Annotated in this window: 25 protein-coding genes and 2 pseudogenes; 23 read left to right on the top strand and 4 right to left on the bottom strand. The window is 58.2% G+C overall.

The window, feature by feature from the left end; translation table 11 throughout:
- Positions 1 to 409 precede the first annotated feature (409 nt).
- The 13 genes and pseudogenes from ACM6I5_RS02970 to ACM6I5_RS02910 form a co-directional block, all read left to right on the top strand.
- Positions 410 to 658: pseudogene (locus tag ACM6I5_RS02970) on the top strand (PhoH family protein); the annotation flags it as partial.
- Between the two features lie 151 nt (positions 659 to 809).
- Positions 810 to 1,283 (top strand): cyclic pyranopterin monophosphate synthase MoaC, encoded by a 474-nt coding sequence (gene moaC, locus ACM6I5_RS02965; RefSeq protein WP_414879414.1) that lies wholly within the window; start codon positions 810 to 812, stop codon positions 1,281 to 1,283.
- Complete coding sequence (moaD, locus tag ACM6I5_RS02960; protein ID WP_017340380.1) at positions 1,280 to 1,522, top strand: molybdopterin converting factor subunit 1; 243 nt, start codon at positions 1,280 to 1,282, stop codon at positions 1,520 to 1,522. Before moaC ends, moaD begins: the two co-directional genes overlap by 4 nt.
- A 3-nt stretch (positions 1,523 to 1,525) precedes the next feature.
- On the top strand, positions 1,526 to 1,978 hold the full coding sequence (moaE, locus tag ACM6I5_RS02955) for a molybdopterin synthase catalytic subunit MoaE (RefSeq protein WP_017340379.1): 453 nt from the start codon (positions 1,526 to 1,528) through the stop codon (positions 1,976 to 1,978).
- Positions 1,979 to 2,290: 312 nt separating this feature from the next.
- Positions 2,291 to 3,067, top strand: a complete 777-nt coding sequence (locus ACM6I5_RS02950) for an ABC transporter substrate-binding protein (protein ID WP_414883153.1) — start codon at positions 2,291 to 2,293, stop codon at positions 3,065 to 3,067.
- Positions 3,068 to 3,347: 280 nt separating this feature from the next.
- Positions 3,348 to 3,857, top strand: a complete 510-nt coding sequence (locus ACM6I5_RS02945; protein WP_017340377.1) for a disulfide bond formation protein B — start codon at positions 3,348 to 3,350, stop codon at positions 3,855 to 3,857.
- Between the two features lie 830 nt (positions 3,858 to 4,687).
- On the top strand, positions 4,688 to 5,632 hold the full coding sequence (gene cyoA / locus ACM6I5_RS02940) for a ubiquinol oxidase subunit II (protein WP_017340376.1): 945 nt from the start codon (positions 4,688 to 4,690) through the stop codon (positions 5,630 to 5,632).
- A gap of 3 nt (positions 5,633 to 5,635) precedes the next feature.
- Positions 5,636 to 7,666 (top strand): cytochrome o ubiquinol oxidase subunit I, encoded by a 2,031-nt coding sequence (gene cyoB / locus ACM6I5_RS02935; protein WP_017340375.1) that lies wholly within the window; start codon positions 5,636 to 5,638, stop codon positions 7,664 to 7,666.
- A 3-nt stretch (positions 7,667 to 7,669) separates the two neighbouring features.
- Entirely contained in the window at positions 7,670 to 8,296 is a 627-nt protein-coding gene (locus ACM6I5_RS02930) for a cytochrome o ubiquinol oxidase subunit III (protein ID WP_008010573.1), read from the top strand.
- Positions 8,297 to 8,632 carry a cytochrome o ubiquinol oxidase subunit IV gene (gene cyoD / locus ACM6I5_RS02925; RefSeq protein WP_017340373.1) on the top strand — a complete coding sequence of 112 codons (336 nt, stop codon included), beginning with the start codon at positions 8,297 to 8,299 and terminating at the stop codon, positions 8,630 to 8,632.
- 11 nt (positions 8,633 to 8,643) lie between these two features.
- A complete protein-coding gene (gene cyoE / locus ACM6I5_RS02920; protein ID WP_017340372.1) occupies positions 8,644 to 9,531 on the top strand; it encodes a heme o synthase in 888 nt (295 codons plus the stop codon).
- A 152-nt stretch (positions 9,532 to 9,683) separates the two neighbouring features.
- Positions 9,684 to 10,028 carry a toxin gene (locus tag ACM6I5_RS02915; protein ID WP_414883183.1) on the top strand — a complete coding sequence of 115 codons (345 nt, stop codon included), beginning with the start codon at positions 9,684 to 9,686 and terminating at the stop codon, positions 10,026 to 10,028.
- Positions 10,025 to 10,339 (top strand): helix-turn-helix domain-containing protein, encoded by a 315-nt coding sequence (locus ACM6I5_RS02910; protein WP_017340370.1) that lies wholly within the window; start codon positions 10,025 to 10,027, stop codon positions 10,337 to 10,339. The genes ACM6I5_RS02915 and ACM6I5_RS02910 overlap by 4 nt, the downstream gene beginning before the upstream one ends.
- 60 nt (positions 10,340 to 10,399) lie before the next feature.
- On the opposite strand, the pseudogene ACM6I5_RS02905 reads toward ACM6I5_RS02910, so the two are convergent.
- Positions 10,400 to 10,601 (bottom strand): annotated as a pseudogene (locus ACM6I5_RS02905) (DUF3077 domain-containing protein).
- A 387-nt stretch (positions 10,602 to 10,988) separates the two neighbouring features.
- Entirely contained in the window at positions 10,989 to 12,407 is a 1,419-nt protein-coding gene (locus ACM6I5_RS02900; protein WP_017340369.1) for a PLP-dependent aminotransferase family protein, read from the bottom strand.
- Between the two features lie 148 nt (positions 12,408 to 12,555).
- Between ACM6I5_RS02900 and ACM6I5_RS02895 the strand changes: the two genes are divergently transcribed.
- From ACM6I5_RS02895 to ACM6I5_RS02850, 10 genes are all read left to right on the top strand, one after another.
- On the top strand, positions 12,556 to 13,656 hold the full coding sequence (locus tag ACM6I5_RS02895) for a hypothetical protein (RefSeq protein WP_017340368.1): 1,101 nt from the start codon (positions 12,556 to 12,558) through the stop codon (positions 13,654 to 13,656).
- 42 nt (positions 13,657 to 13,698) lie between these two features.
- Entirely contained in the window at positions 13,699 to 14,979 is a 1,281-nt protein-coding gene (locus ACM6I5_RS02890) for an ATP-grasp domain-containing protein (protein ID WP_414879415.1), read from the top strand.
- 50 nt (positions 14,980 to 15,029) lie between these two features.
- Entirely contained in the window at positions 15,030 to 15,527 is a 498-nt protein-coding gene (locus ACM6I5_RS02885) for a RidA family protein (protein ID WP_017340366.1), read from the top strand.
- A gap of 83 nt (positions 15,528 to 15,610) precedes the next feature.
- Positions 15,611 to 16,078, top strand: coding sequence for a cupin domain-containing protein (locus ACM6I5_RS02880; RefSeq protein WP_414883152.1), 468 nt, complete (start codon positions 15,611 to 15,613; stop codon positions 16,076 to 16,078).
- 195 nt (positions 16,079 to 16,273) lie between these two features.
- Positions 16,274 to 16,918 (top strand): glutathione transferase, encoded by a 645-nt coding sequence (gene yfcF / locus ACM6I5_RS02875; protein ID WP_414883151.1) that lies wholly within the window; start codon positions 16,274 to 16,276, stop codon positions 16,916 to 16,918.
- Positions 16,919 to 16,949: 31 nt separating this feature from the next.
- Positions 16,950 to 18,290 carry a KamA family radical SAM protein gene (locus ACM6I5_RS02870; protein ID WP_414883150.1) on the top strand — a complete coding sequence of 447 codons (1,341 nt, stop codon included), beginning with the start codon at positions 16,950 to 16,952 and terminating at the stop codon, positions 18,288 to 18,290.
- Between the two features lie 24 nt (positions 18,291 to 18,314).
- Positions 18,315 to 19,187, top strand: a complete 873-nt coding sequence (locus ACM6I5_RS02865; RefSeq protein WP_414879418.1) for a branched-chain amino acid aminotransferase — start codon at positions 18,315 to 18,317, stop codon at positions 19,185 to 19,187.
- A gap of 21 nt (positions 19,188 to 19,208) precedes the next feature.
- Positions 19,209 to 19,967, top strand: coding sequence for a TauD/TfdA family dioxygenase (locus tag ACM6I5_RS02860; RefSeq protein WP_017340361.1), 759 nt, complete (start codon positions 19,209 to 19,211; stop codon positions 19,965 to 19,967).
- 67 nt (positions 19,968 to 20,034) lie between these two features.
- Positions 20,035 to 20,994, top strand: coding sequence for a diiron oxygenase (locus tag ACM6I5_RS02855; RefSeq protein WP_414883149.1), 960 nt, complete (start codon positions 20,035 to 20,037; stop codon positions 20,992 to 20,994).
- 14 nt (positions 20,995 to 21,008) lie between these two features.
- The gene (locus ACM6I5_RS02850; RefSeq protein ID WP_414879420.1) at positions 21,009 to 21,809 is read left to right on the top strand and encodes an N-acyl homoserine lactonase family protein; all 801 of its coding nucleotides are present in this window, start codon (positions 21,009 to 21,011) and stop codon (positions 21,807 to 21,809) included.
- Between the two features lie 17 nt (positions 21,810 to 21,826).
- On the opposite strand, the gene ACM6I5_RS02845 is transcribed toward ACM6I5_RS02850, so the two are convergent.
- Both ACM6I5_RS02845 and ACM6I5_RS02840 read right to left on the bottom strand, forming a co-directional pair.
- The gene (locus ACM6I5_RS02845) at positions 21,827 to 23,254 is read right to left on the bottom strand and encodes a PLP-dependent aminotransferase family protein (RefSeq protein ID WP_414883148.1); all 1,428 of its coding nucleotides are present in this window, start codon (positions 23,252 to 23,254) and stop codon (positions 21,827 to 21,829) included.
- A 339-nt stretch (positions 23,255 to 23,593) separates the two neighbouring features.
- The gene (locus ACM6I5_RS02840; RefSeq protein ID WP_017340357.1) at positions 23,594 to 24,298 is read right to left on the bottom strand and encodes a hypothetical protein; all 705 of its coding nucleotides are present in this window, start codon (positions 24,296 to 24,298) and stop codon (positions 23,594 to 23,596) included.
- Between the last annotated feature and the right edge of the window lie 31 nt (positions 24,299 to 24,329).

Here is a 24,329-nt window from a genome sequence, read left to right as displayed (position 1 = left end):
TTGACCAGTTTTGATTCCGGTTTCGCAGGCGTAATCAGGATGTTGTAAGCGTTATTGGAAAGTGCAGTTAGTCGAGTTTGCAGATTTGCTTTGCGCATAATAAGAACCTCTAGTTTGTTTGGGTTGAAGTCATTTGACTTCATTTGCGAAGCTATTCGCCTTGTAATTGGTAGTCAATAACTCAGCTTGTAGGAGTGTTCGTGTTTAATGGGTTTATATGTCCTACCCAAAACTCCTACTTAAAGCTATTTTTTTAAGGTAATCAAATTGTTGCGGATATACACTTCAGCCACACTTACGCAGATGTATTCTGAAACGGTCTTAATCGGTAGTATTTGGTTACGTAATGGCTGGCCTCGTGGGGACTTCAACCAATACCAGAAAAATATTGACCAAGAAGAGGAGAAGAATCCTGATTGACGAATGCCAGAACCTCACGCCGCACCAGATGAAAACAATCATCACCCGTGCCGGCGCCGGTTCCAAAGTGGTGTGCCTGGGCAACCTGGCGCAGATCGACACCCCTTACCTGTCCGCGACCAGCTCCGGGCTGACGTACCTGACTGAACGCTTCAAGGACTTCCCGAACGGCGTTCACATCACCCTGCAAGGGGTGCCTCGTTCGATTCTGGCCGAATACGCCGAATCGCATCTGTAACCACGTCACCGAAACCGGGCGGCCCCAAAGCCGCCCGGTTTTTTTATGCCTGACACAGCTCCTACAGGGGGATGTCAGCCAACGGATAATCTTGCGTGCGGAAATTTGACCCACAGGTTTACAATCGAGGCTCTTGATCAGGAGTAACCCTGTGCTGACTCATCTCGATTCCCAAGGTCGCGCCCACATGGTCGACGTCACCGAAAAAGCCGTGACGTTCCGTGAAGCGACGGCCCAGGCGCTGGTGCGCATGCTGCCCGAAACCCTGCAAATGATCGTCAACGGCGGCCATCCCAAGGGTGATGTGTTCGCCGTGGCGCGCATCGCCGGCATCCAGGCCGCGAAGAAAACCAGCGACCTCATTCCTCTGTGCCACCCGTTGATGCTCACTGGCGTCAAAGTCGAACTCAGCGCTGAAGGTGACGACACCGTGCGCATCGTCGCGCGCTGCAAGTTGTCCGGGCAGACCGGCGTCGAGATGGAAGCGCTGACCGCCGCGAGCGTTGCGGCGCTGACCATCTACGACATGTGCAAGGCCGTCGATCGCGGCATGACCATTGAAAGCGTGCGCCTGCTGGAGAAACTCGGCGGCAAGAGCGGCCATTTCCTGGCGGATCAACCATGAACGTTACCGTGAAGTTTTTCGCTCGTTATAGAGAGGCACTGGGCGTCGACTCGGTGAAGGTCGAAGGCGATTTCGCCACCGTCGATGACGTTCGCGCGCTGTTGGCCAAGCGTGATGGCGCCGAGGTGTTGAGCGAACAGAACCTGATGTGCGCCCGCAACGAAGACCTCTGCCAACTCGACGAACCGGTGAGCGATGGCGACGAAGTGGCGTTCTTTCCGACCGTGACCGGGGGCTGAGCCATGGCCATTCGTGTGCAATCCACGGCGTTCGATCCGGGCGCCGAAGTCAACGCCATGCACGCCGCCAATGTCGGTGTCGGCGCGGTGGTGAGTTTTGTCGGCTACGTGCGCGACTTCAATGACGGGCTAGACGTTGCCGGGATGTTTCTTGAGCACTATCCGGGCATGACCGAAAAGGCCCTTGGCAAGATTGTCACCGAGGCCGAGCAGCGCTGGCCGTTGCTCAAGCTGGAAGTGCTGCATCGCATCGGCGCGCTGGAGCCTGGCGAGCCGATCGTCTTTGTCGGCGCCGCCAGCGCCCACCGCCAGGCGGCGTTCGACGCCTGCGCCTTTGTCATGGACTACCTGAAAACCCGTGCGCCGTTCTGGAAGAAGGAAAACACCAGCGATGGTGCGCGTTGGGTTGAAGGGCGTGACAGTGATCATGCGGCGGCGGATCGCTGGAAGCAGTGATCAAACGTTTTTGTCGGCTGCTCTGGCCCCATCGCGAGCAGGCTCGCTCCCACAGTTGATCTGCATGAACTCAAAATTTGTGTACGACGACGTTCCCCTGTGGGAACGAGCCTGCTCGCGACGGGCTCATTAGCTTCACCCAATACCTTCATTGCTCACCACCCGACTATCGGCCGGCACATTTTCCTTCCTCTAATTGACGCTTCATACATAAAAGTCCAGTATGGAATTATAAGTACAAAAAACGCATTCTCCCGTTTCTGCTCTTTCTTCTGTCTTGCCAAACCAACAACAACCCGCGAGAGAACGAATATGAAGAAATTCCCCCTCATCACCGGTCTGGCCCTGAGCCTGTTGGCGTGCAGCACTTTGTTTGCCGCCGAGAAAACCCTGCGTATCGGCATCGAAGCGGCTTACCCGCCGTTTGCGTCCAAAACCGACAAAGGCGAAATCGTCGGTTTCGACTACGACATCGGCAATGCCTTGTGCGCGCAGATGCAGGTCAAGTGCGTCTGGGTCGAAGGTGAGTTCGATGGCCTGATTCCTTCCCTGAAAGTGAAGAAAATCGACATGGCGCTGTCGTCCATGACCATCAACGAAGACCGCAAGAAGTCGGTGGATTTCACCCACAAGTACTACTTCACCTCATCGCGTCTGGTGATGAAAGAAGGCGCAGCCGTGGATGATCAGTACGCCAGCCTCAAGGGCAAGACCGTCGGCGTGCAGCGTGCGACCACCACCGATCGTTACGCCACCGAGGTGTTTGAACCGAAGGGCATCAACGTCAAGCGTTACGGCAACAACGAAGAGATCTACATGGACCTGGCGGCTGGTCGCCTCGATGCCATTTTTGCCGACACCATCCCGCTGAACGACTTCCTGTCGATGCCCCGTGGCAAGGGTTACGCCTTTGTTGGCCCGGAGCTCAAGGACCCGAAATACGTGGGTGAGGGGGCCGGGATTGCGGTGCGCAAGGGCAACACCGAGTTGGTCAGCCAGTTGAACACGGCCATCGACGGCATTCGCGCCAGTGGCGAGTACCAGAAGATTTCGGACAAGTATTTCAAGTCTGATATCTACGGCGACTGAGCAATCGCATCGCCAGCAGGCTGGCTCCCACAGTTGAATGCACTTCCAAGGTGGGCCAGCCTGTGAGTACATTCCAGGGTGAGAGCCCGCCACTGTGGGAGCCAGCCTGCTGGCGATGCGGTCGTGGGATCATGCAAATCTCTGGAAACAGCCCGAATTTAATCCCTTCTTAACCGCCTTATCGTTTATTTCCCGACATCTATTCCATGCGCCCCGGGCTCTCCAAGGTCCGGGCCAGCGTGTAGACTTCCGGTCAATCGATATCTAGAAGGGAAACGCAATGAGCGAGGAAACGATGCGGTTGGGCCGTGAGCGGCGCTACCTGGTGTTGCTGGGCATCATCTGCCTGGCGCTGATCGGTGGCGCGCTGTACATGCAAATCGTACTGGGCGAGGCACCGTGCCCGCTGTGCATCCTGCAACGCTATGCCTTGCTGCTGATCGCCATCTTCGCGTTCATCGGTGCGGCGATGCGCACCCGCCGCAGCATCACGGTGTTTGAAACTCTGGTGGTGATCTGCGCCCTGGCAGGCGTCGGCGTAGCCGGGCATCACGTCTATACCCAGTTCTATCCGGCGGTCAGCTGCGGCATCGATGTGTTGCAGCCGATTGTCGATGGCCTGCCGCTGGCGAAGATCTTCCCGCTGGGGTTCCAGGTCGATGGTTTCTGCTCCACGCCGTACCCGCCGATCCTCGGTCTGTCGCTGGCACAGTGGGCGTTGATCGCTTTTGTACTGGTGGTGGTGCTGGTGCCGTTGCTCACTTCGCGTAACCGCAAGACGCTGCACTGAGGTCATTCGCCGCATCGCTGAATAACACCTGAAAACGCCCCGGCCCTCGTTGAGAGGGCCGGGGCGTTTTGCCTTTCAGGGGTGCGGAAAAAAAGACCTTGATGCGCGACAAGAACGGGTGCGGCACATGTGCGACATGTTGTCACAGTGCGAGTGTCGCAAGACGTTTCAACGAGTCGGATTGGTACGTGTAGACGCAATGAAATTGGTCTGATTATTTCGCTGCTGGCCTCAACGCTCTCAACCTGGAACAGGCCGTTTTAACAGGCTCTGGCAAATTGCCAGAACCCTTGTCACATGGGGGCTTGGGCTGGGTCGAAGGGGAGGGCAGAGCCTTCGATACTGTCTGAACTGCGTGCGGTAGACCTACTATTTTTGGTGTTTTTGTTGAGAATCAATTTCGATAACATGGCGCACTTTTGCAAAAAACGTCAAGGATTGTTGCTGGAATGGATAAAAATTATTTCGGGATGAGACATGGTTTATGAATCGTTACATATCTACAATCGCCCGCACTGAATTCCCGGCACTGCTCACCCTGACTCAGGTGCATGAGCAGCAATAGGACGTCGAGAAGCCGGATGGCTTCATGCGATGCCTCTGGTGTCGGTGCCTTCCAACTATCCGCACCAAATGGAATTGGTCTGTAACAAGGCCTTTGACCACGAATTCGAATAAGAACTCACCGCTGGCCCAGGATTTGTCGAGCAGCGTCTGACGCGCGACGGGCAGCCACTTATTCAATCCAAGAAAATGCCAACCCTTGGCAGGGTGAAGTGTTGGCGATCAAAACCCAACTGCATTGCGCAAGCTGCTTTAGAGGTCGTGAGATGAGTAAAAACAGGTACCCCAGACTACTAGGCTTATTGCCGCTGATCGGCACATTGCTGCTGTCAGGCTGCAACATGACCTTGCTCGATCCCAAGGGCCAGGTTGGCCTGGACGAGCGAAACCTGATCATCACCGCAACGCTGCTGATGCTGTTGGTCGTGGTTCCGGTCATCATCATGACGTTCCTGTTCGCCTGGAAATACCGCGCGTCCAACACTGACGCCGTCTACACGCCAAAGTGGTCGCACTCCACCAAGATCGAAATCGCGGTGTGGGCTGTTCCGGTGCTGATCATCATTGCCCTGGGTTACGTCACCTACAAGTCGACCCACGCGCTGGACCCTTACAAGCCGCTGGAATCCGACGTCAAGCCAATCACCATTGAAGTGGTCGCGCTGGACTGGAAGTGGATGTTCATCTATCCGGAGCAAGGCATCGCCACCGTCAACAAGATCGTGTTCCCGGCGCACACGCCGATCAACTTCAAGGTGACTTCGGACTCCGTGATGAACTCGTTCTTCATCCCGGCGCTGGGCGGCCAGATCTACGCGATGGCCGGCATGCAGACCAAACTGCACCTGATCGCCAACCAGAACGCTGAAATGGACGGTATCTCCGCCAACTACAGCGGTGCTGGTTTCACCGGTATGAAGTTCAAAGCTATCGCCACTTCCCAGGAAGATTTCGACGCCTGGGTCAGCGAAGTCAAAAAGGCACCTAAACAGCTTGAAAAAGCTGAATACGAAGCCCTTTCCAAGCCAAGCCAGAACAACCCAGTCGAGCTCTACTCCTCGGTCACGCCGAACCTGTTCCAGATCATCGTCGACAAGTACGAAGGCATGAAACCGGGCAAGCCGCTGCACCACGAGAAGAAAGAGCACGAAGTGGCCGCCACGGAAGGGATGGACATGAGTTCGCATTCAGCTGCCGGGGCAGAGGAGTAAACGATGTTTGGTAAATTAAGTTGGGAAGCGGTCCCGTTCCACGAACCGATCGTGATGGTGACCATCGCCATGATCGCGCTCGGTGGTCTGGCGCTGTTCGCTGCAATCACCTATTTCAAGAAGTGGACCTACCTGTGGTCCGAGTGGCTGACCTCGGTCGACCACAAGAAAATCGGCGTGATGTACATCATCGTTGCCATGGTCATGCTGCTGCGCGGTTTTGCCGACGCCATCATGATGCGTACCCAGTTGGCCATGGCCACCGAGGGTTCGCCTGGCTACCTGCCACCTGAACACTATGACCAGATCTTCACCGCTCACGGTGTGATCATGATCATCTTCATGGCGATGCCATTCTTCACCGGCCTGATGAACCTTGCAGTGCCGCTGCAGATCGGCGCGCGTGACGTTGCCTACCCGTTCCTGAACTCCCTGAGCTTCTGGCTGCTGGTCTCCGGCGTCGTGCTGATCAACCTGTCCCTGGGCGTCGGCGAATTCGCCAAGACCGGCTGGGTTGCCTATCCACCGCTGTCGGGCCTGCAATACAGCCCGGGCGTGGGGATGGATTACTACATCTGGGCGCTACAGCTCTCCGGGTTGGGTACGACGCTGACGGGGGTCAACTTCCTGGCCACCGTGCTGAAGATGCGTACCCCTGGCATGAAGCTGATGGACATGCCGATCTTCACCTGGACCTGCACCTGGGCCAACGTCCTGATCGTGGCTTCGTTCCCGATCCTGACCGCTACCCTGGCACTGCTGACACTTGACCGTTACATGGATTTCCACATTTTCACCAATGAACTTGGTGGCAATCCGATGATGTACGTCAACCTGTTCTGGGCCTGGGGTCACCCCGAGGTTTACATCCTGATTCTGCCGGCGTTCGGGATCTTCTCCGAAGTCATCTCGACCTTCACCGGCAAGCGTCTGTTCGGCCACCACTCGATGGTCTATGCATCGGGCGCGATCTCGATTCTGGGCTTCATGGTCTGGCTGCACCACTTCTTCACCATGGGTTCGGGTGCCAGCGTCAACGCCTTCTTCGGTCTGGCGACGATGCTGATTTCGATCCCGACGGGGGTGAAGCTGTTCAACTGGCTGTTCACCATTTACCAAGGGCGTCTGCGTTTCACCAGCCAGGTTCTGTGGACCCTGGGCTTCATGGTGACCTTCGCCATCGGCGGCATGACCGGCGTACTGCTGGCCATTCCGGGTGCGGACTTCGTCCTGCACAACAGCCTGTTCGTGATCGCTCACTTCCACAACGTGATCATCGGCGGTGCGGTATTCGGTTACATCGCCGGCTTCGGCTTCTACTTCCCTAAAGCGTTCGGCTTCAAGCTGCACGAAGGTTGGGGCAAGGCAGCGTTCTGGTTCTGGATCTCGGGCTTCTTCGTCGCGTTCATGCCGCTCTATGCACTGGGCTTCATGGGCATGACCCGTCGTCTGAACGCCACCACCAACCCTGAGTGGGTGCCGTACCTGTACGTCGCCATGTTCGGTGCGGTGATGATCGCTGTGGGCATCGCCTGCCAGCTGATTCAGCTGTACGTCAGCGTGCGTGACCGCAACAAGCCGGAAAACATGTGCGAACACGGCGACCCGTGGAATGCCCACACGCTGGAATGGTCGACCTCGTCGCCACCACCGTTCTACAACTTCGCCGTGCTGCCAAAAGCGGAAACCATCGATCCGTTCACCGAAGCCAAGGAAAACGGTACCGCGTACCAGGCTCCTGCTCGTTACGAACCGATCCACATGCCAAACAACACCGCGACCGGCCTGGTCATGGGTGCTCTGTTGACCGTGTTCGGTTTCGCGATGATCTGGCACATCTGGTGGCTGGCCATCGTTGGCCTGGTCGGCACCGTGGGCTACTTCGTGATCCACGCTGCCCGCGATGATCAAGGCTATATGGTGCCGGTCGACGTGATCGAGCGCATTGAAGCCGAGCAGCACAAGCGTCTGGTCGCGGCCGGGAAAATCCCAGCCTCCGCCACCCGTGTTGAAACCTCGTTGGAACAGGCTTAAACCATGTCGAACTTAGTGACCAATGCTGGACACACCCATGTCGATGGACATGGGCACGATGACCATCACCACGACTCGGGCGAGATGACCGTATTCGGTTTCTGGCTCTACCTGATGACCGACTGCATTCTGTTTGCGTCGATCTTCGCGGCGTACGCGGTACTGGTTAACAACGTAGCGGGTGGCCCGTCGGGCCACGACATCTTCGAGCTGCCATACGTACTGGGCGAAACCGCTCTGCTGCTGTTCAGCTCGATCACCTACGGCTTCGCCATGCTGGCGTTGTTCAAGGGCAAGAAGAACCAGGTCCTGGGCTGGCTGGCCATGACCTTCCTGTTCGGTGCCGGCTTCATCGGCATGGAGATCAACGAGTTCCACATGCTGATCTCCGAGGGCTTCGGTCCTAGCCGCAGCGGCTTCCTGTCCGGGTTCTTCACCCTGGTCGGCACCCACGGTCTGCACGTGACCAGCGGTCTGATCTGGATGGCGATCATGATGTACCAGGTGCAGAAAAACGGCCTGACGGCGACCAACAAGACCCGTCTGAGCTGCCTGAGCCTGTTCTGGCACTTCCTGGACGTGGTGTGGATCTGCGTATTCACCGTTGTTTATCTGATGGGGACTATGTAAATGGCTAACGCTCATTCCCACGATAGCCACGACGCTAGCCACGGCAGCGTCAAGTCTTACGCTATCGGCTTCATCCTGTCGGTGATCCTGACCGTCATTCCTTTCGGCCTGGTGATGTACCCGTCGCTGCCGAAATCGCTCACCCTGTGGATCGTCCTGGCGTTTGCGGTGATCCAGGTGCTGGTGCACCTGGTGTACTTCCTCCACCTGGACCGTTCCGCCGCGCAGCGTAACAACGTGATTGCATTTGTGTTCGCCGCGATCGTGATTGTCCTGCTGGTTGGCCTGTCGCTGTGGATCATGTTCAGCATCCACACCAACATGATGGCGAAGTGAGGTAAATCCGGATGTCCTTGAAGCACTTTATCCAAATCACCAAACCGGGGATCATTTTCGGTAACGTGCTTTCAGTGGCAGGCGGATTTTTCCTGGCCTCGAAAGGGCATGTCGATCTGGCCATCTTCCTGGCCGCCATGATCGGCACGTCCCTGGTGGTCGCTTCCGGTTGCGTGTTCAACAACTGCATCGACCGCGACATCGACCTGAAGATGGAACGTACCAAGAACCGGGTGCTGGTCCAGGGCCTGATCTCCCTGAAACTGGCCCTGGTCTTCGCGACCGTCCTGGGTGTTGCCGGCGTTGCGCTGTTGTACAAGGTGGCCAACCCGTTGGCTGCGCTGTTCGCGGTGATCGGTTTCGTCATCTACGTCGGCTTCTACAGCCTGTACCTCAAGCGCAAGTCGGTTCACGGCACGCTGGTGGGCAGTCTGTCGGGGGCGATGCCGCCGGTGATCGGTTACGTCGCTGTGACCAACAGCTTCGACATGGCCGCACTGACGCTGCTGGTGATGTTCAGCCTGTGGCAGATGCCGCATTCCTACGCCATCGCGATCTTCCGCTTCAACGATTACCTGGCCGCCTCGATTCCGGTGTTGCCGGTGAAGCGCGGGATTCAAGTGGCGAAAAAGCACATCCTGATCTACATCCTGGCCTTCCTCGTGGCGACCTTGATGCTGACCTTCAGCGGATACGCCGGCATGAGCTACCTCGCCGTCGCCGCGGCCATGGGCATGTACTGGCTGTACATGGCCTGGACCGGCTACAAGGCAGTGGATGACACGGTCTGGGCACGCAAGCTGTTCGTGTTCTCGATCTTCACCATTACCGCGTTGAGCGTGATGATGTCCCTGGACTTCAAAGTGCCAAGCGAGTTGTTGCTGACGTACGCGCCTTAAGCGTCGGATGCTGTAACGAAAAACCCCGCCCTTTGAGAAAAGGCGCGGGGTTTTTTATTGAGGGTTTTCCAGTGGATTGAAAGCCAGGACAGCTCGTCAGGTAGATCATTCATCGGTTGCCTTACTATAAGCAAATTGCCTATAGTTTGTCAGTGCGAACCGTATTCTTCGAAACCTCTTCCTTCACTGCCACCGTTGGCAATTATCTGACGGACGATGCGTATCGTGTGTTGCAAACCCATATGCAGCTGAATCCGCAGGCCGGCGATGTCATGCCTCGAACAGGCGGCTTCCGAAAGCTGCGCTGGGCAGATGGCCGTCGAGGTAAAGGCAGGCGAGGTGGCTTGCGGGTTATCTATTATTGGCTTATGAATGATGGCCAGTTCTGGATGTTTGCAATTTATGACAAAGATGAGCTTGAGAATTTGAGCGCCGACCAAGAGAAAGCGCTCAAGAAAGCCATAGAGACAGAGTTGAAAGTACGGGGTACCCCATGAAAAAGCGCGACCTGTTTGCAGAATTGATGCAGGGCGTTGATGAGATGGCGGCTCAACGCGAAGGCAAGATCACGTTGCGCAATACGTCAATTGAGGACATCCCTGCGCCTGAGGTAGGGGCGCAAGAGATCGTTGCACTGCGAGAAAAGTTACATATGTCTCAAGCCGTTTTTGCCAAGCGTATTCGAACCAGTCCGAGCACCCTGAGGAATTGGGAGCAGGAAAAATCGAGACCTAATGCCCAAGCTGCCTTGCTGATCAGGCTGGTGGAGAAATTCCCTGACATGGTTGATCGACTGGCAGCTGTTTGAGCAAATGATGGAATTGCTAAAAAAGCCCCGCCCTTTGAGAAAAGGGCGGGGCTTTTTCATTTACGTCCCGTTGTTACACGGTGCATCGAGCACCTTCGCCACATCATCGATGATGGCCTTGCTCATATCCTGCAGAAAATGCGATGCCCAGGCATACCGGTCGCTATCGCGGGACGCCACGGTTGATGCGGAACAGCGGTTGGTTGGCGTGGAAGGATAAGGGGGTGATGTCGATGGTTTCCAGGTCTTGAGGGTTGGTCATTGGGCACCTCCTGTGGTTGGGAGGTGACGGGGACAGCTGGCACAGATGCATAAATTTTGAACGGATTGTGGGCGTGCATAAAGGAGAACTCCGATGGGTGCCTACATCGTGTTCGAGTTATCAGGCCCGGTCGCTGAATTGGCAGCGATGCATCGAAGTTAGCGTGCGGGAGGCGGGGATCACAATCGTAGCGATCTGGTGGCGGTGGATGTCAAGCCGCCAGCAATTGCTGTGTCCGACGCGGTCCCCTGTGGCGAGGGAGCTTGCTCCCGCTCGGCTGCGCAGCAATCGCTTAGGCCTATAAATTCGGTATCTCAGAAGAAAATGCAGGGGATCGCTTCGCACTCCAGCGGGAGCAAGCTCCCTCGCCACAGGGGAGTGATGCGGTTACTTTTTGCAATCGTCTAGCAACCGGAGAAACCGCTCCCGCACCTGAAGGTTATCGCTGTGCGCCACGTTGAAACGCAGAAAGTGACTGGCATCCGGCGCTTTGCTGAGCAGGGTGCCAGGCGCCAGCACCAGGTCGATGTCCAGACCCTTCCTCGCCAACGTTTCGGCATGATGCCCTTCGGGCAGACGCGTCCAGATGAACAACCCTTCATGCGGCAGCGAAGAAACGGAACAACCCGCCTCCACCAGCCAGCTCGACACCCGACTGCTCGATTCGTAAAGCCGATCCACCGTGCGCCGCGTGTGTTTGGCGTAGCTGCCATCACTGAGCATGGTGCAGATAATCTGCTCCGCCAGTTCCGACGTCATGCCACCGCAGGCCATTTTCAGGGTGACCATCCGTGCTGCCAGTTGCGGCGAAAGCACCGCATAGCTGACCCGACTGTTCGCCGTCAGGGTCTTGGAGAAACCGGAGACATAACTGACATTGTCCAGCCCACCTGCTGCCAGGCGCGGCGTGGTTCGTTGTTGCATATCGCAATACAAATCATCTTCGACGATGTGAAAGCCATAACGGTGGCTCAACTCCAGCAAGCGATAGACCTGCGCCGGGGAGAACGAGTGCCCGGTCGGGTTGTGCAGGGTGTTATTGGTCATGTAGAGCACGGGCCGATGGGTAATCAGCAATTGTTCCAAGGCGTCCAGGTCCATGCCCTCGGCGGCACGGGGAATGGTGATGACCCGAGCGCCATGCAAGGCCAGGTTGGTGTGCATGGTGAAGTAGCACGGATCGTCGAGCAGCACCGTGTCGCCGGGTTTGACCAGCAGACGCATCAGCATGTCGATGGCCTGCACGGTGTTCGCGGTGGTGATGATCTGGTCCACCGGCACTTCGATGCCCAAGGTCGCCAGTTTGACCCGCAACGCTTCGCGCAGCGGCAGGTAACCGGCAGCGACGCCGTATTCGCCCATGCGCAGGGAGGTTGCGCGCAGGGTGCCGCGCACGGCTTTCAGCAATTCTTCTGCCGGTAGCCACGAGGACGGCAGGAAACCGGCACCCGGGCGCAGCGCGCCATTGTCCTGCAGTACCGCGCGGCGGACCACGCTCAGTGTGTCTTGAGGTTGCAGGTCCGGGCCGGCATCGGTCTTGAGCGTGAGGCTGGAACGGTGCACGTAATGCCCCGAACCCTGGCGTGAAACCACCAGACCCTTGGCCCGCAGGCGGTCCAGCGCATCCACCACCGTGGACTTGCCCACGTTCATCAGCTCGGAGAGTTCGCGAATCGGCGGCAGCCGCGAGCCGTGAGGCAGCCCGCCCTGGCTGATCGCCACCGACAATTGATCGACGATCTGCTGGACCAGCGGCACTCCCGGCTGGAACTCGATGGCGGCGATCACTGCTCGCTGAACCTGCATTTTACTGGTCTCTCCGGCAGTAAAGTTCGTTTGATTCTATACGAACTTGCTCTGATGAAAACAAGCGACTCTCTCTACCATCACCTTACAGACTTTCCTGATTGTTCGCGCTGGACGCCTGAACAGTCGCTGGTTCCAGAGGTGTTGCATGAGTGTTCAAACAACGGTCGCCGTCGCCAAACCGGTGATCAACATTCGCCTGTTCACGATCCGGATCATCACCGCCGTGTCGCTGTTTGCCGTGCTGGGCAAGGCCAACGTCTGGCTCGACACCGCCACCAACAGCATCCTCGCCCTCGGGTATCGGGCCTTGCTGTTGCTGCTGCCGCTGACATTGCTGGTGCTCGGCCGTCGGTCACTGAGCGTTACGCTCATGTGCGCCGCCCTCGGATTGGTGTTGCTGGCAGTCACCAGCAACCAGGGCATTGTGATGTTTGCCGCAGCGTTGTTCGCCTACGGCATTGCCATTGCCGGTTACCTGATCAAGAGCGAAGCCGCCCAGACCAAAGAGGGCGCGGCCTACAACCGTGTCGCCATGAACATGGGCAGTCTGGTGGCGGGGTTGATCCTGCTTTCCCCGCTGCTGACCCCAACCCTGTTTTTCCTCGGTGCCGCGGGTTTCGTCCTGCTGTGCCTGCCCATCGCCATGGGCGCGACCTTCACCACGCAGTCGGTAGTCGCCCAACCAAACACCCACGACGGCAGCGGCTGGCGTAACAAGCTGCCGTGGGTGATCGCTGGCGTCATCATGGGTATCAAGCTGTTCGGCGTGTTCTCGATCCTGCCCCAGGCGATCCTGCTCAAGACCGGTGAATTGCCGGCCTGGTACGGCTTGATGCTGATCCTCAACAGCGCCGTGGTGGTGTTCGCCCAGGTGCCGGTGATGAAACTGATCGAGCGTACCGGGCGCTTCAAAGTGGTTGCTGTCATCGGGATCATCATCGGCGGCTTCGCCGTGCTCTCGTCGCCGGATGCGTTCCACGTCGAAACCCTCGCCGGCGCGTTGATCTGGGTGGCGCTGCTGTCCATCGCCGAGTGCGCGTTCAGCTATCTCGATTACTTCTCCGTCAAACAAAACAACATGTTCGTCAAGGAAGTGTCCCTGGGCGTTGGCGCCGGGCTGACGGTGTTGATCATGCGAGTCATGCCACCGCCCTATAGCGCACTGGTACTGGCCGCTATCGGCGCGGGCGGCATTCTCGCCTGGTACTGGCTCAACCGTAGGGCCAACGCGTCACTGCACGACTGAGTCACCGCGTTTGCGTTTTTTACTCCACAGGTCGGAGGTTTCATGAACACCACGTCATGCGTAGTAGTGGTCGGGTACAACGGCAACCGGGTTCACGATATCCAGAAGCTGCGCGACCTCTGCAAGACACTCTATAACGCCAGGTTGATCCTGGTGGTCGAGCAGATTCAGCCCGATGACGATCAGGTCGCGGATCACGTCTGCACGGCCTCGATGGCGCCGCAGGACATCGCCGATTCCGTCGATCTGCTGGTCGGTTGCCTGGGTGCCGATCGCTGGAAGCTGATCGGCGTCCTGCCATTTTCCGACCGTGGTGTGTTGCTGGGTGCCGCGTTAGCCACCCGTTTCGACCTTCCCGGCATTACCCCCGGCGAGGCGCGGGCGGGGCTGGACAAACAGATTTTTCGCAAGCTGGAAGCGGCCGCCGACACAGCGCCGGAGGACTACCGCCCGGTGTTTTCCGCACGTATCGAAAGCCTGGGGGAACTGCGTCAGCGGGTGGTCGAACTGGGCGGCAAGGCCTTCATCAAACCGGCCTGCGAAGGCGCCAGCCGAGGTTGCCGCGTTATCCATCATCCGTCCGAATGTGACGACGCCTGGCAGGCGCTCAAGCCCTATCGCGAAGGCGGCATCGTCCTCGAAGAGTTGATTCAGAACGCCCGTGAATACAGCTGGGATTACGTCGCGGGCAGCACCTGGGTCACCGAGAAAACCACCACCGAAGGCGCCTATCGCGCGGAGATCCAGCAAGTGGTGCCGGCGCCGCTGGCGGCTGACGTACAGGCGCGCCTGGCGGCTGCCGGCCGACACATGTCCGGACTGGTGTCGCTGGAAAACGGCGCCTATCACAACGAGGTCTTCCTGCGCCGCGACGGCCTGACCTCGGCGGTGGAAACCAACATGCGCCCCGGCGGCATGCACATCTGGGACCTGGCGCGTCTGGCGTTCATCGATTTCGATCCATGGGAACGCTGGGTCCGCTGGGCGGTGGAAGGCAAGGTCGACCATCACGACCCCGTTGCCCGTGGCTATTGCGGCATTCGTCTGCTCCGGGCGCCGGCCGGTGGTCTTTTGCGCTACGTGCCGGACATCGAAACCCTGGCCCGGGAGCTGGACATCGAGCTGGTCGAGGCGGTGTACGCCAAGCGCCTCAGTGATTCAGTCACCGCACTGGTGAAGGACAACACGTCGTTTATCGGCCACATCGTTTTGTTCGACGAAAACTACGGGCAGCTCAGCGACAACCTGCTGCGCCTGGCAGAGGCGATCGAGTCGCGCGTCGAAGTCACCTGCCTGGCGGCGCCGGCGAGAGCCGTGGGTTGAGCCTTCGGGATCAAAGTTCCAAGCATTATTGGTTTAAGAGGGTTGAGTGAATGATTGAGCAAAAAATGTCGTGTGACGAGCGGTTCATCGCCCTGGCGAAAGAACTCAACTACGACATCTACGGCGAGAACACCGTGGGCGGACGTTACGCACCGCTAGTGCGGCATCACGATGAAATCTACGTCAGCGGCCTGGTCCCGCGCATGAGCGGCAAAATGCAATACCCGGGCAGGGTCGGGCTTGAGCTCAGCCTGGCGGATGCCCAAGCGGCCGCCAGCATCAGCGCCATGCGCGGGCTGGCACTGATCGTCGATGCCATCGGTTCGCTGGACAAGATCAAGTCGTTGATACGGGTCACGGTGTACGTGAAGTGTACGGCGGACTTTGTTGATCTCAGTGAAGTGGCCAACGGTGCATCGGATGTCTTCAGTCATGTGCTGGGCGATGCGGGGAAACATACGCGAACCACTGTCGGCGTTTATCAGTTACCGAAAAATGCCGCCGTGGAAGTTGACATGATTGTGGCGCTGCGGCCTTCGGTGTTGTGAGTGTTAGTTACTCGGCTTTACAGTGATTGATTGTTCGCCTAGTGTCTGGTCACTCAAAGTCGATAATAAGTCGGTGTGTGCGGATGAATAACATTCAAGGTGGGTTTTTTTCATATAAGGACTTTCGCCAGAGTTTGAACCAACCGCCGGTCAATGCCCGGGTGTGGAAGGGGGATGAACTCACAGGCATACGTCAGAACCTCAAGGACAGCGAGGTCGATATTGTCGCGCTGGCCCACGACGACAGCACCGAAGGCTGCAAGTTGACGCCAGGGATGGCGGTGTCCATGCAATGGTTGAAACCCGGCACGACGCTGAACGGCCATGCGCATTCGTGGTGGCACCTGTTCATCATTCAATCCGGCAGCGGCGCGTTGACCCTGGGCGATGCCGATGCAGTAAACGTCAGCCCCGGCGACGTGTTGCTGGTGCCAGCCTGGACCCGCCACGGTTTCGTCAACACCAGCGCCACTGAGCCGCTGGCGATGCTCAACATGAGCAACATGCCCCAGATGGCGCAGCTCTCCAGTGCGGCAGACGCCACGGTCTGACACGCTCGATCTTCCCCTCTGTTACCCACCAGGGAGTCCGCATTCGCAGACTCCCTTTTTTGTTTCTGTCCGCTGGATTTTTGAAGTTCTGTATCCGTAGAAACAGATAATTTCTGTATCTGTTCAGCGCTTAACCAACTAACTACGATCGTTTCCAATGCAACGGATTATTGTGGTTAAGCAAGGGAGCGTTCTATGGAAAGTACGAAGCTGAAACTTTATGTTGGCGCAGATTTTGTCAGTGCTTTTGCAATGTCGACCTATGTGGCGTTGAAAGAAAAGCAACTTTCGTTTGAACTTGTCACGCTGGACTTGAAAGCGCGTGAGAACTATCAGGCGAGTTATCAAGATGTCTCGTTGACCTGCAAGATCCCCACCTTGGTTCACGAAGGTTTCGCATTGTCGGAATCGTCGGCCATTGCCGAATACCTGGATGAAATAGCGCCGGGGCATCCCAAACTGTTCCCGCTGGACATCAAGCAACGCGCCCGCGCCCGTCAGCTCCAGGCCTGGTTGCGCAGTGATCTGTTGGTCATTCGCAAAGAGCGTCCGGCCGACCTCATTTACTTCGGCAAGAAAGAAACCCCGTTGTCGGATGAAGCCCAGGCAGCTGTCGCAAGGCTGTTCTTTGTCGCCGACCGGTTGCTGGAGGAGGGCGCGGACCATCTGTTCGGAGACTGGAGCATCGCCGACACGGACCTGGCAATCATGCTCAACCGACTGGTCGCCAATGGCGATCGCGTTCCTGCGCGGCTCGCGGCCTATGTGCGCCGGCAATGGGATCGCGACAGCGTCCGGGCCTGGATGGACATAGAGCGCGTAGCGCCTGCCATTCAGTAAAAACCGCCAGGCAATCACCAGGAGCGCTGCCATGCAGGGACTGTCGGAGCAGGAAAGATACAAACCTTATAACTCACGCACCATTCGCGACACGCCGTACTGGCAAAAACTGACGCCAGCGCTGCAGGAGGCCATGACCGTAGTGGCCCGGGTCATGCCATTTCGCACCAATGACTACGTCCTCGGCACGCTGATCGACTGGAACAACATTCCGGATGACCCGATTTTCCGCATGACCTTCCCCCACAAGGACATGTTGCTGCCGGACGAGTACGCGTCGCTCAAGCAACTGATCGAACGGGATGACGCCGTCGCCATCAAGCGTCGGATCGAGGCGATCTGGCTGCGCATGAACCCGCATCCGGCCGGGCAGCTGACACACAACGGCGCGACCCTCGACGGAAAAGTCCTGCCAGGCATACAGCACAAGTACCGCGAGACCGTGCTGTTTTTCCCCGGTGCCGGTCAGACGTGTCACGCGTACTGCACGTTCTGTTTCCGCTGGGCGCAGTTCATCGGCGAGGAAGAACTCAAGTTCAACGCGCGTGAGTCCCAGGAGCTGGTGAACTACCTGCGGGTGCACACCGAGGTGACCGACGTGCTCATCACCGGGGGCGACCCGATGATCATGAACACCCGATCGCTGGCGGGGTACATCGAGCCGCTGCTGGAGCTGCCCCACCTCAAAAGCATCCGCATCGGCACCAAATCCGTGGCGTACTGGCCGCAACGGTTTGTCAGCGACAAGGACGCGCCGGAACTGTTGGAGCTGTTTAAACGGATCGTCGCGGCGGGCAAACACCTGTCGGTCATGGGGCACTACAACCACCCGGTGGAGATCCTCCAGGGCATCGCCCGCGAGGCCGTCGAGCGCATTCGCTCCACCGGGGCGACCTTGCGCATGCAGGCGCCGGTGATCCGCCACATCAACGAAAACCCCGCCGATTGGGCGGCGCTCTGGACTGAGGGCGTGCGGCTGGGAGCGGTGCCTTATTACATGTTTGTCGAGCGCGATACCGGGCCGAGCCACTACTTCGCGATGCCGCTGGCACGGGCTTTCGAGATTTTCCAGGCGGCTTACCGAACGGTGTCCGGGCTGGCGCGTACGGTGCGCGGGCCATCCATGAGCACGTTTTACGGGAAGGTGTTGATCAACGGCATCGAGACCCTGGCCGGGGAAAAAGTCTTCGTGTTGCAGTTTCTTCAGGCGCGCGATCCGCAGTGGGTATTGCGCACCTTCTATGCGCGGTTCGATCCGCACGCGACCTGGTTCGATGAGCTGCGGCCGGCGTTTGGCGAGCGCTCGTTTTTCTTTCAGCCGGAGCCAGTAGCGGTGCCCGAATTGATACCGGTCCTGCTCGAAACGGCGTAGGACGATTAATCAGGAGATAGGGACATGAGCAGTATTCCGTTTGATCAGCGAGAAGGTTTTATCTGGCTCGACGGCGAGTTCGTCGAGTGGTCCGAGGCGCGCTTGCATGTGCTGACCCATGGTTTGCATTACGCGAGCACCGTGTACGAAGGGGAGCGTGTCTACAACGGCAAGATCTTCAAACTGCGTGAACACAGCGAGCGCCTGTATCGCTCGGCGCAGTTGATGGATTTCGCGATTCCCTACGAGCTGGCCGAACTGGAAGCGGCCAGCCATGAACTGCTGCAACGCAACAACGTGGTCGACGGTTATCTACGGCCGGTGGCGTGGCGCGGCAGTGAAATGATCTCCACGTCGGCGCGCTTCAACCGTGTGCACGTGGCGATCGCCTGCTGGCAATGGCCGAGTTACTTCGACCCGGCGGGGCACATGGGCGGCATTCGCTTGAAGACCGCCGAGTGGCGTCGTCCGCCACCCAGCAGCAGCCCGTTCGAAGCCAAGGCGTCCGGGCATTACCAGATCGCCACACTCAGCAAGCACGACGCGGAAAACAACGGCTATCACGATGCGCTGATGCTTGACTGGCGCGGCCACGTCGCCGAAGCCACCAGCGCCAACGTGTTCTTCGTCAAGGACCGGACGTTGCACACGCCGCTGCCCGATTGTTTTCTCAATGGCATCACCCGTCAGACCATCATCGAATTGGCCGGCGCGCTGGATTACCAGGTGGTGGAGCGCACGATTCTTCCTACGGAGCTTGGCGACTTCGATGAGTGTTTTCTGACGGGCACCGCAGCCGAAATCACGCCCGTGCAAAGCATCGACGAACAACGCTACCGACCGGGCAACGCCTGTCGCGAATTCATTGCCGCTTACACCTCAACCGTTAACGCCTGATAAACCGCCAGGAACACCACCATGTCAGATCAAGGGATTGTTGCGTCTACACCTTACGTTTCACTGGGCCATCGCCATGATGAATTGTCGTCCCGTGGCTGGACGGTGCTGACCCCAGCCGAATTTGCCTACGATGTCGTCGGCACGCTGCTGGAGTTCGGGCGGATCATTCCGCAATTCAACGGGCAGACGGCGTTCGCCATTACCCGTAAGCCGGGGTATGAAGCGTTGCCGTACTCCCAGAGCATGAACGGCATCGGCCCGCACACCGAAGCGCCGGTCTATGGACCGCCGCCGCGTTATCTGGCGTTGCATTGTCACCAACAAGCGACATGCGGTGGCGGGCATACGGGGCTGGTGGACGGGTATGAGCTCCTGCGGTTCCTTGAACGCACCGAACCCGAGCTGCGTGAATGGATCGACGACACACCCGTGGAGTTCGTCGCCACCGCCAAACCGGGTGAGGCGGCGCAAACCAGGGTCAAGGAGTACATCCTGACGCCTACAGAGGAGGGGGACATTTTCCGCTTCAGCTACAACCAGTTTCACTACGGCGATGTGAATCCTTCCGAGGACGATTTGCAGCAATCGAAGGTGACGAGCAGTTCATCGCCCTTGGCCAGGTTCGCGCTGCTCGGCGAGGAATATTTCATCCAGCACAACACGCCGGTGCTGATTCCCGACGGCTGCATGCTGATTTGGGACAACTGGCGAATGATCCACGCCCGCAGTCGATACACTGACCCGGCGCGAAACCTGACCCGCTACTGGCTGGCCTGATTCATCCGTCGCTCACTATTTCATCGGCGTACCCCTCAGCGGGTACGCGTCCTACAGGTATCGCGTCATGCAAACAGCAATCGAGATCGCCAAGGTCGATCATCAACTGGTCGTGCGGCTTAATCAGGCCTGGACCAAAAGGGCCACGGTGTGCGCGCCGGACAAGGCCTCGGCCAGCGAAGCGTTCGATCCGGCACGCCCGGATTATCCAGAGTGCATGGTGCCGTTCTTCCATCACCCGAAATTCCAGGCCCTGAGCGACGAGCTCAAAAGCACCGTGGTGACCTGGGGCTGGATCGGCTACAACCTGCGCACGGTCACGGCCGAAGAGCACGTCGTGAATCCGGCGCTGAGCGTCATCGCCAATCAGTACCTGGGCAAAAACGACTGGCATTTTCGCGAGGCGATGCAGCAGACGTTGATCGACGAGCACTACCACACGCTCATGCATCTTCGCGCCATCGAGCGAACCAAAGAGGACCGCGCACTCGATCAGGATCTGGAATTGCCGCCGTCGGTGACCTACCTGCGGCTTGTCGCATTGCGTGAAGAATTGCCCGAGCAATGGCAGCGTGACCTGGCGGCGATCACCTTTGCGGTGGTGGCCGAGATCAGCGTCAACGCTTACCTGGATCTGCTGGCCGACGATCAAACCATTCAACCGCAAAACCGCCGCGTGGCAGAGCTGCACAACCGCGACGAATACGCTCACAGCAAGATTCTCGCTGAAGTGGCGAAGGTCATGTACGCGAACATGCAGCCGACTCAGCGGGCATTTTTCGCACAGACGTTGTCGGTGGCGCTGAGTGCCTTTGTCGCCCAGGACTACTCGATGTGGGAGGCGATTCTGACGCAACTCGGTGTCGAGGATGCGGCGCTGATCATTGCCGACACCCGGGAGAGCAACAAGAACGCCACGATCATGCGTGACTACAGCGGCCTGCATCGGCTGGCGCAGGATCTGGGGATTAGCGACGAGATCGATTTCGACTTCCGTCCGACCCTCAAAACAGCGGCTGTGGCCTGATTCAGGAGGTGAAAATGTCCGTTCCTGTGTACGAAGTGTTCGCCATCCGTGTCGGCGCCAATGCCCAGCGCACCGCGCGGGAGAACTTTCTTTATGACGCCTGCTGCGGTGATCCCAATGCGTCGATGCCACTGGATTACTACTTCTGGGTCATTCGCAACGAGCAGCAGGTCATCGTGGTCGACACCTGTTTTCAACCGGCTACGGCGGATCGGCGCAACCGTCAGATGTATCGCCTGCCGGAAGAATCCCTGCGCCAACTGGACATCGATCCGGCGCAGGTCGAGAACCTGATTCTTACCCATTTGCACTGGGATCACGCGGGCAACCTGGGGCTGTTTCCAAAAGCCACGGTGCATTTGCAGGAAGCGGAACTGCGCTTCTGCACCGGCCCGAAAATGGCCCATCGCACGGTAAACAAAACCTACGAAGTCGAAGACGTCATGTCGGCGTTGCCACCGCTGTTCGAAGGCCGGTTGCGCTTGCATACCGGCACGGTCGAGGTCGTTCCCGGGGTGACGCTGCACCCGGTGGGCGGCCATACGCCGGGTAGCCAGGTGGTGCGGGTGAATACAGGGCGAGGGTGGATTGTTCTGGCGTCGGATGCGGCGCATTTGTGGGCGAACATTCGCCAGCGCAGTCCGTTTCCGATCATTGATGATCTGGCGCAGTCGCTTGAGGCGTTTATTGAAATCGACCGTTTGGCTGACAGCGAGGACCACGTTATTCCCGGGCATGACCCACTGATCGCCGAGCGATTCCCGCACTGGAATAACGATCCGCATATCATTTGTCTACACCAGCCAGCGATTTGAAAATCCCCCCGTGGGTGTCAGCCTTGCTTTGCCAGTAAGCGGCCAAGGGTTTGCAACGCCTCATCGATTTTCGGCGAATACGGCGCCCCACACCCAATCCGCACAAAGTGGCCAAAGCGCTGGGTATTGGAAAAGATATCCCCAGGTGAAATCTGAATGCCCTCTTTCAGCGCCTCACGAAAAAGCGCCATGGCCGAACAGTGTCCAGGCAGCTCCACCCACAGCAATGTACCGCCCCGAGGGGCGGTCACGCAGGTGCCGGGTGGGAAATAGCGGGTGATCGCGGCACTCATCTGTTGGCGTTGTTGCGTCAGGGTTTTCCTCAGGCGACGCAGGTAACGCTCATAGGACGGTGTTTTCATGAACGCACCTGCTGCCAGTTGCGACAACGTCTCACAGCCGCGGGTCTGGGTGTGTTTGAGCATTTCCACGCGCTCGTGCCATTTTCCCGCGCTGATCCAGCCCAGGCGCAGGCCCGGTGCCAGGGTTTTGTTCAGCGAGGCGCAATAGATCACGTTGTCACTGCAGTCCCAGTGTTTGAGCGTGGACAATGGCTGCTCGGTATCCACCAGGTCACCATAGGTGTCATCTTCGATCAGCACGGTGCCGTGCTCGGCACACAGTTGCACCAGCCGCGCCTTGTTGGCGTCGGGCATGATGCTGCCCAGGGGGTTTTGCAGGTTGGGAATGACGATCAGCGCCCGAATCCGTTCGGGGCTTTGCAGCAGTTGTTCCAGTGCGAACAGATTGATGCCCGCGTGGGCCGTTGCCGGGACTTCCAGTACCCGCAGGTTCAGGCTTTCGAGAATTTGCAGCAGGCCGTAGAAGGTCGGCGACTCCACGGCCACGGTGTCACCGGGTTGGGTCACGGCACGCAAGGCCAGGTTGATGGCTTCGGTTGCGCCGTTGGTGATCACAATCTTCTCGGCAGTCAAATTGGCTTTGGCGGTCAGCGCCCGTCGCGCCAGGATGCTGCGCAATGCGAGGTTGCCGCAGGTCGAGCCTTGAACCCCCAGCAAATGATGATCCTGACGCAGCGCCTTGATCATATGCTCCTGCAAAATCTTCAACGGATAGAGCGCCGGCGCACAGTACGCGCTGGCGAAATTGACCTTGATCGTCGCACGCTGGCTGGCCTTGAGTACCGATGACACCTGCTCGTGAATGCCGAGATAGACGTCGGTGTCGAGAGGCGGGGGCGTGGTCGCGACAGGTTTGGGCAAGGTGTCCGGCTGGCGAATGTAGTTGCCGGAACGCGGGCGGGCTTCCAGCACGCCGTAGTCCTCCAGCTCCCGGCAAACCTGCACGGCGGTCGACAGGCTGACGGCGTGTTTTTCCATCATCAGCCGAATGGAGGGAAACCGTTCACCGGTTTTCAAGGTGCCGCTGCGGATCGCGTCGAGGTAGTGGTTGGCTAACTGACGGTACAAAGGGGTCGTGTGCATGATGACCTCAGCAATCGCACCACTGAAGTCTTGAGCTGGAAAGTGAGTTGACGCTCCCCGCAGGCGGACCCGTGGTGCTCAAGGGTGAAGGGAAGTGTTTATTCGGGTGTCGATACTGTGAGAGTAATCGTGCTTTTAGCGGAATCGCGGGCAATAAAAAGCCCCGCTCTAGGGCGGGGCTCTCGAGTGTGCAAGTGAGCTACCTGTGGCGAGGGAGCTTGCTCCCGCTTGAGTGCGCAGCACTCACAAAAATCGACAATTGCAGTCAGATTCTTGGGGCCGCTACGCAGCCCAACGTCGGAACGCTTGGAGCAAGCTCACTCGCTACAATGAATCGTGTTACTGCGCGGCGATGCTGTAGCCATCGAATGCGGTTTGCTGCTGGAGTGCAGTAATGATGTTTTTGCGGTTGACCGCTTGTTCTGTCCCGGCGCTGTCCAGGAACGTCTCGTTTTCCAGTTCGGCTTCATCGCCCTCGCCGACGAAAGTGAAGCCCAGGAATTCCAGTGCTTCACGGTCAACGTTCAGTCGCGAGCGTGGAGTACGCAGCGGCAGGGTGACGCTCACGCCATCCTTGCTGATGGTGAACACTTCGACTTCTTTCTTGGCTCGGGCGGTTTTGCTCTTGCCACTGGCCGGGTTGCTGATGGCTAGATGCGTCTGGTTCAGCACCTTCAATGCCAGGCCGTAGACGATTTCCTGAAACGCCGGATCGTCCTTGAAGCTGGAAAGAATGCGGCTGATCGAGAATTTGCTGCTCAGGTCTTCGAGGGCCGCGATGTCGGCGGCTTCGGCGTCCTTGAGTTGCTTGAGCTCGCCCATCAGTTCATAGGCTTTGTCGTCGTCGAAGCGGTCGTGGGCCTGGCGAATCGCGGCGCGCAGCTCGCGGATCTGATCGCTTTCACGAGTTGACTGGAAAGCATCCAGAACCATCTCGCTGATGGTCTTGGCCTGGGGCACGTGCTGTGAAAGATTGATGGAGTTTTCGTATTCCGCTTTGGACGACAAGGTGACTACGGATTCAGCGGTATTGGAATCGGACATTGAAATTTCACTACTTCTTTAAACTTGGGTT

Origin of the sequence: Pseudomonas sp. IT-P171 (genome assembly GCF_949767765.1) — a bacterium.
In the GTDB taxonomy this organism is placed as follows: domain Bacteria; phylum Pseudomonadota; class Gammaproteobacteria; order Pseudomonadales; family Pseudomonadaceae; genus Aquipseudomonas; species Aquipseudomonas fluorescens_B.
This window is presented reverse-complemented; position numbering and strand designations above follow the sequence as displayed.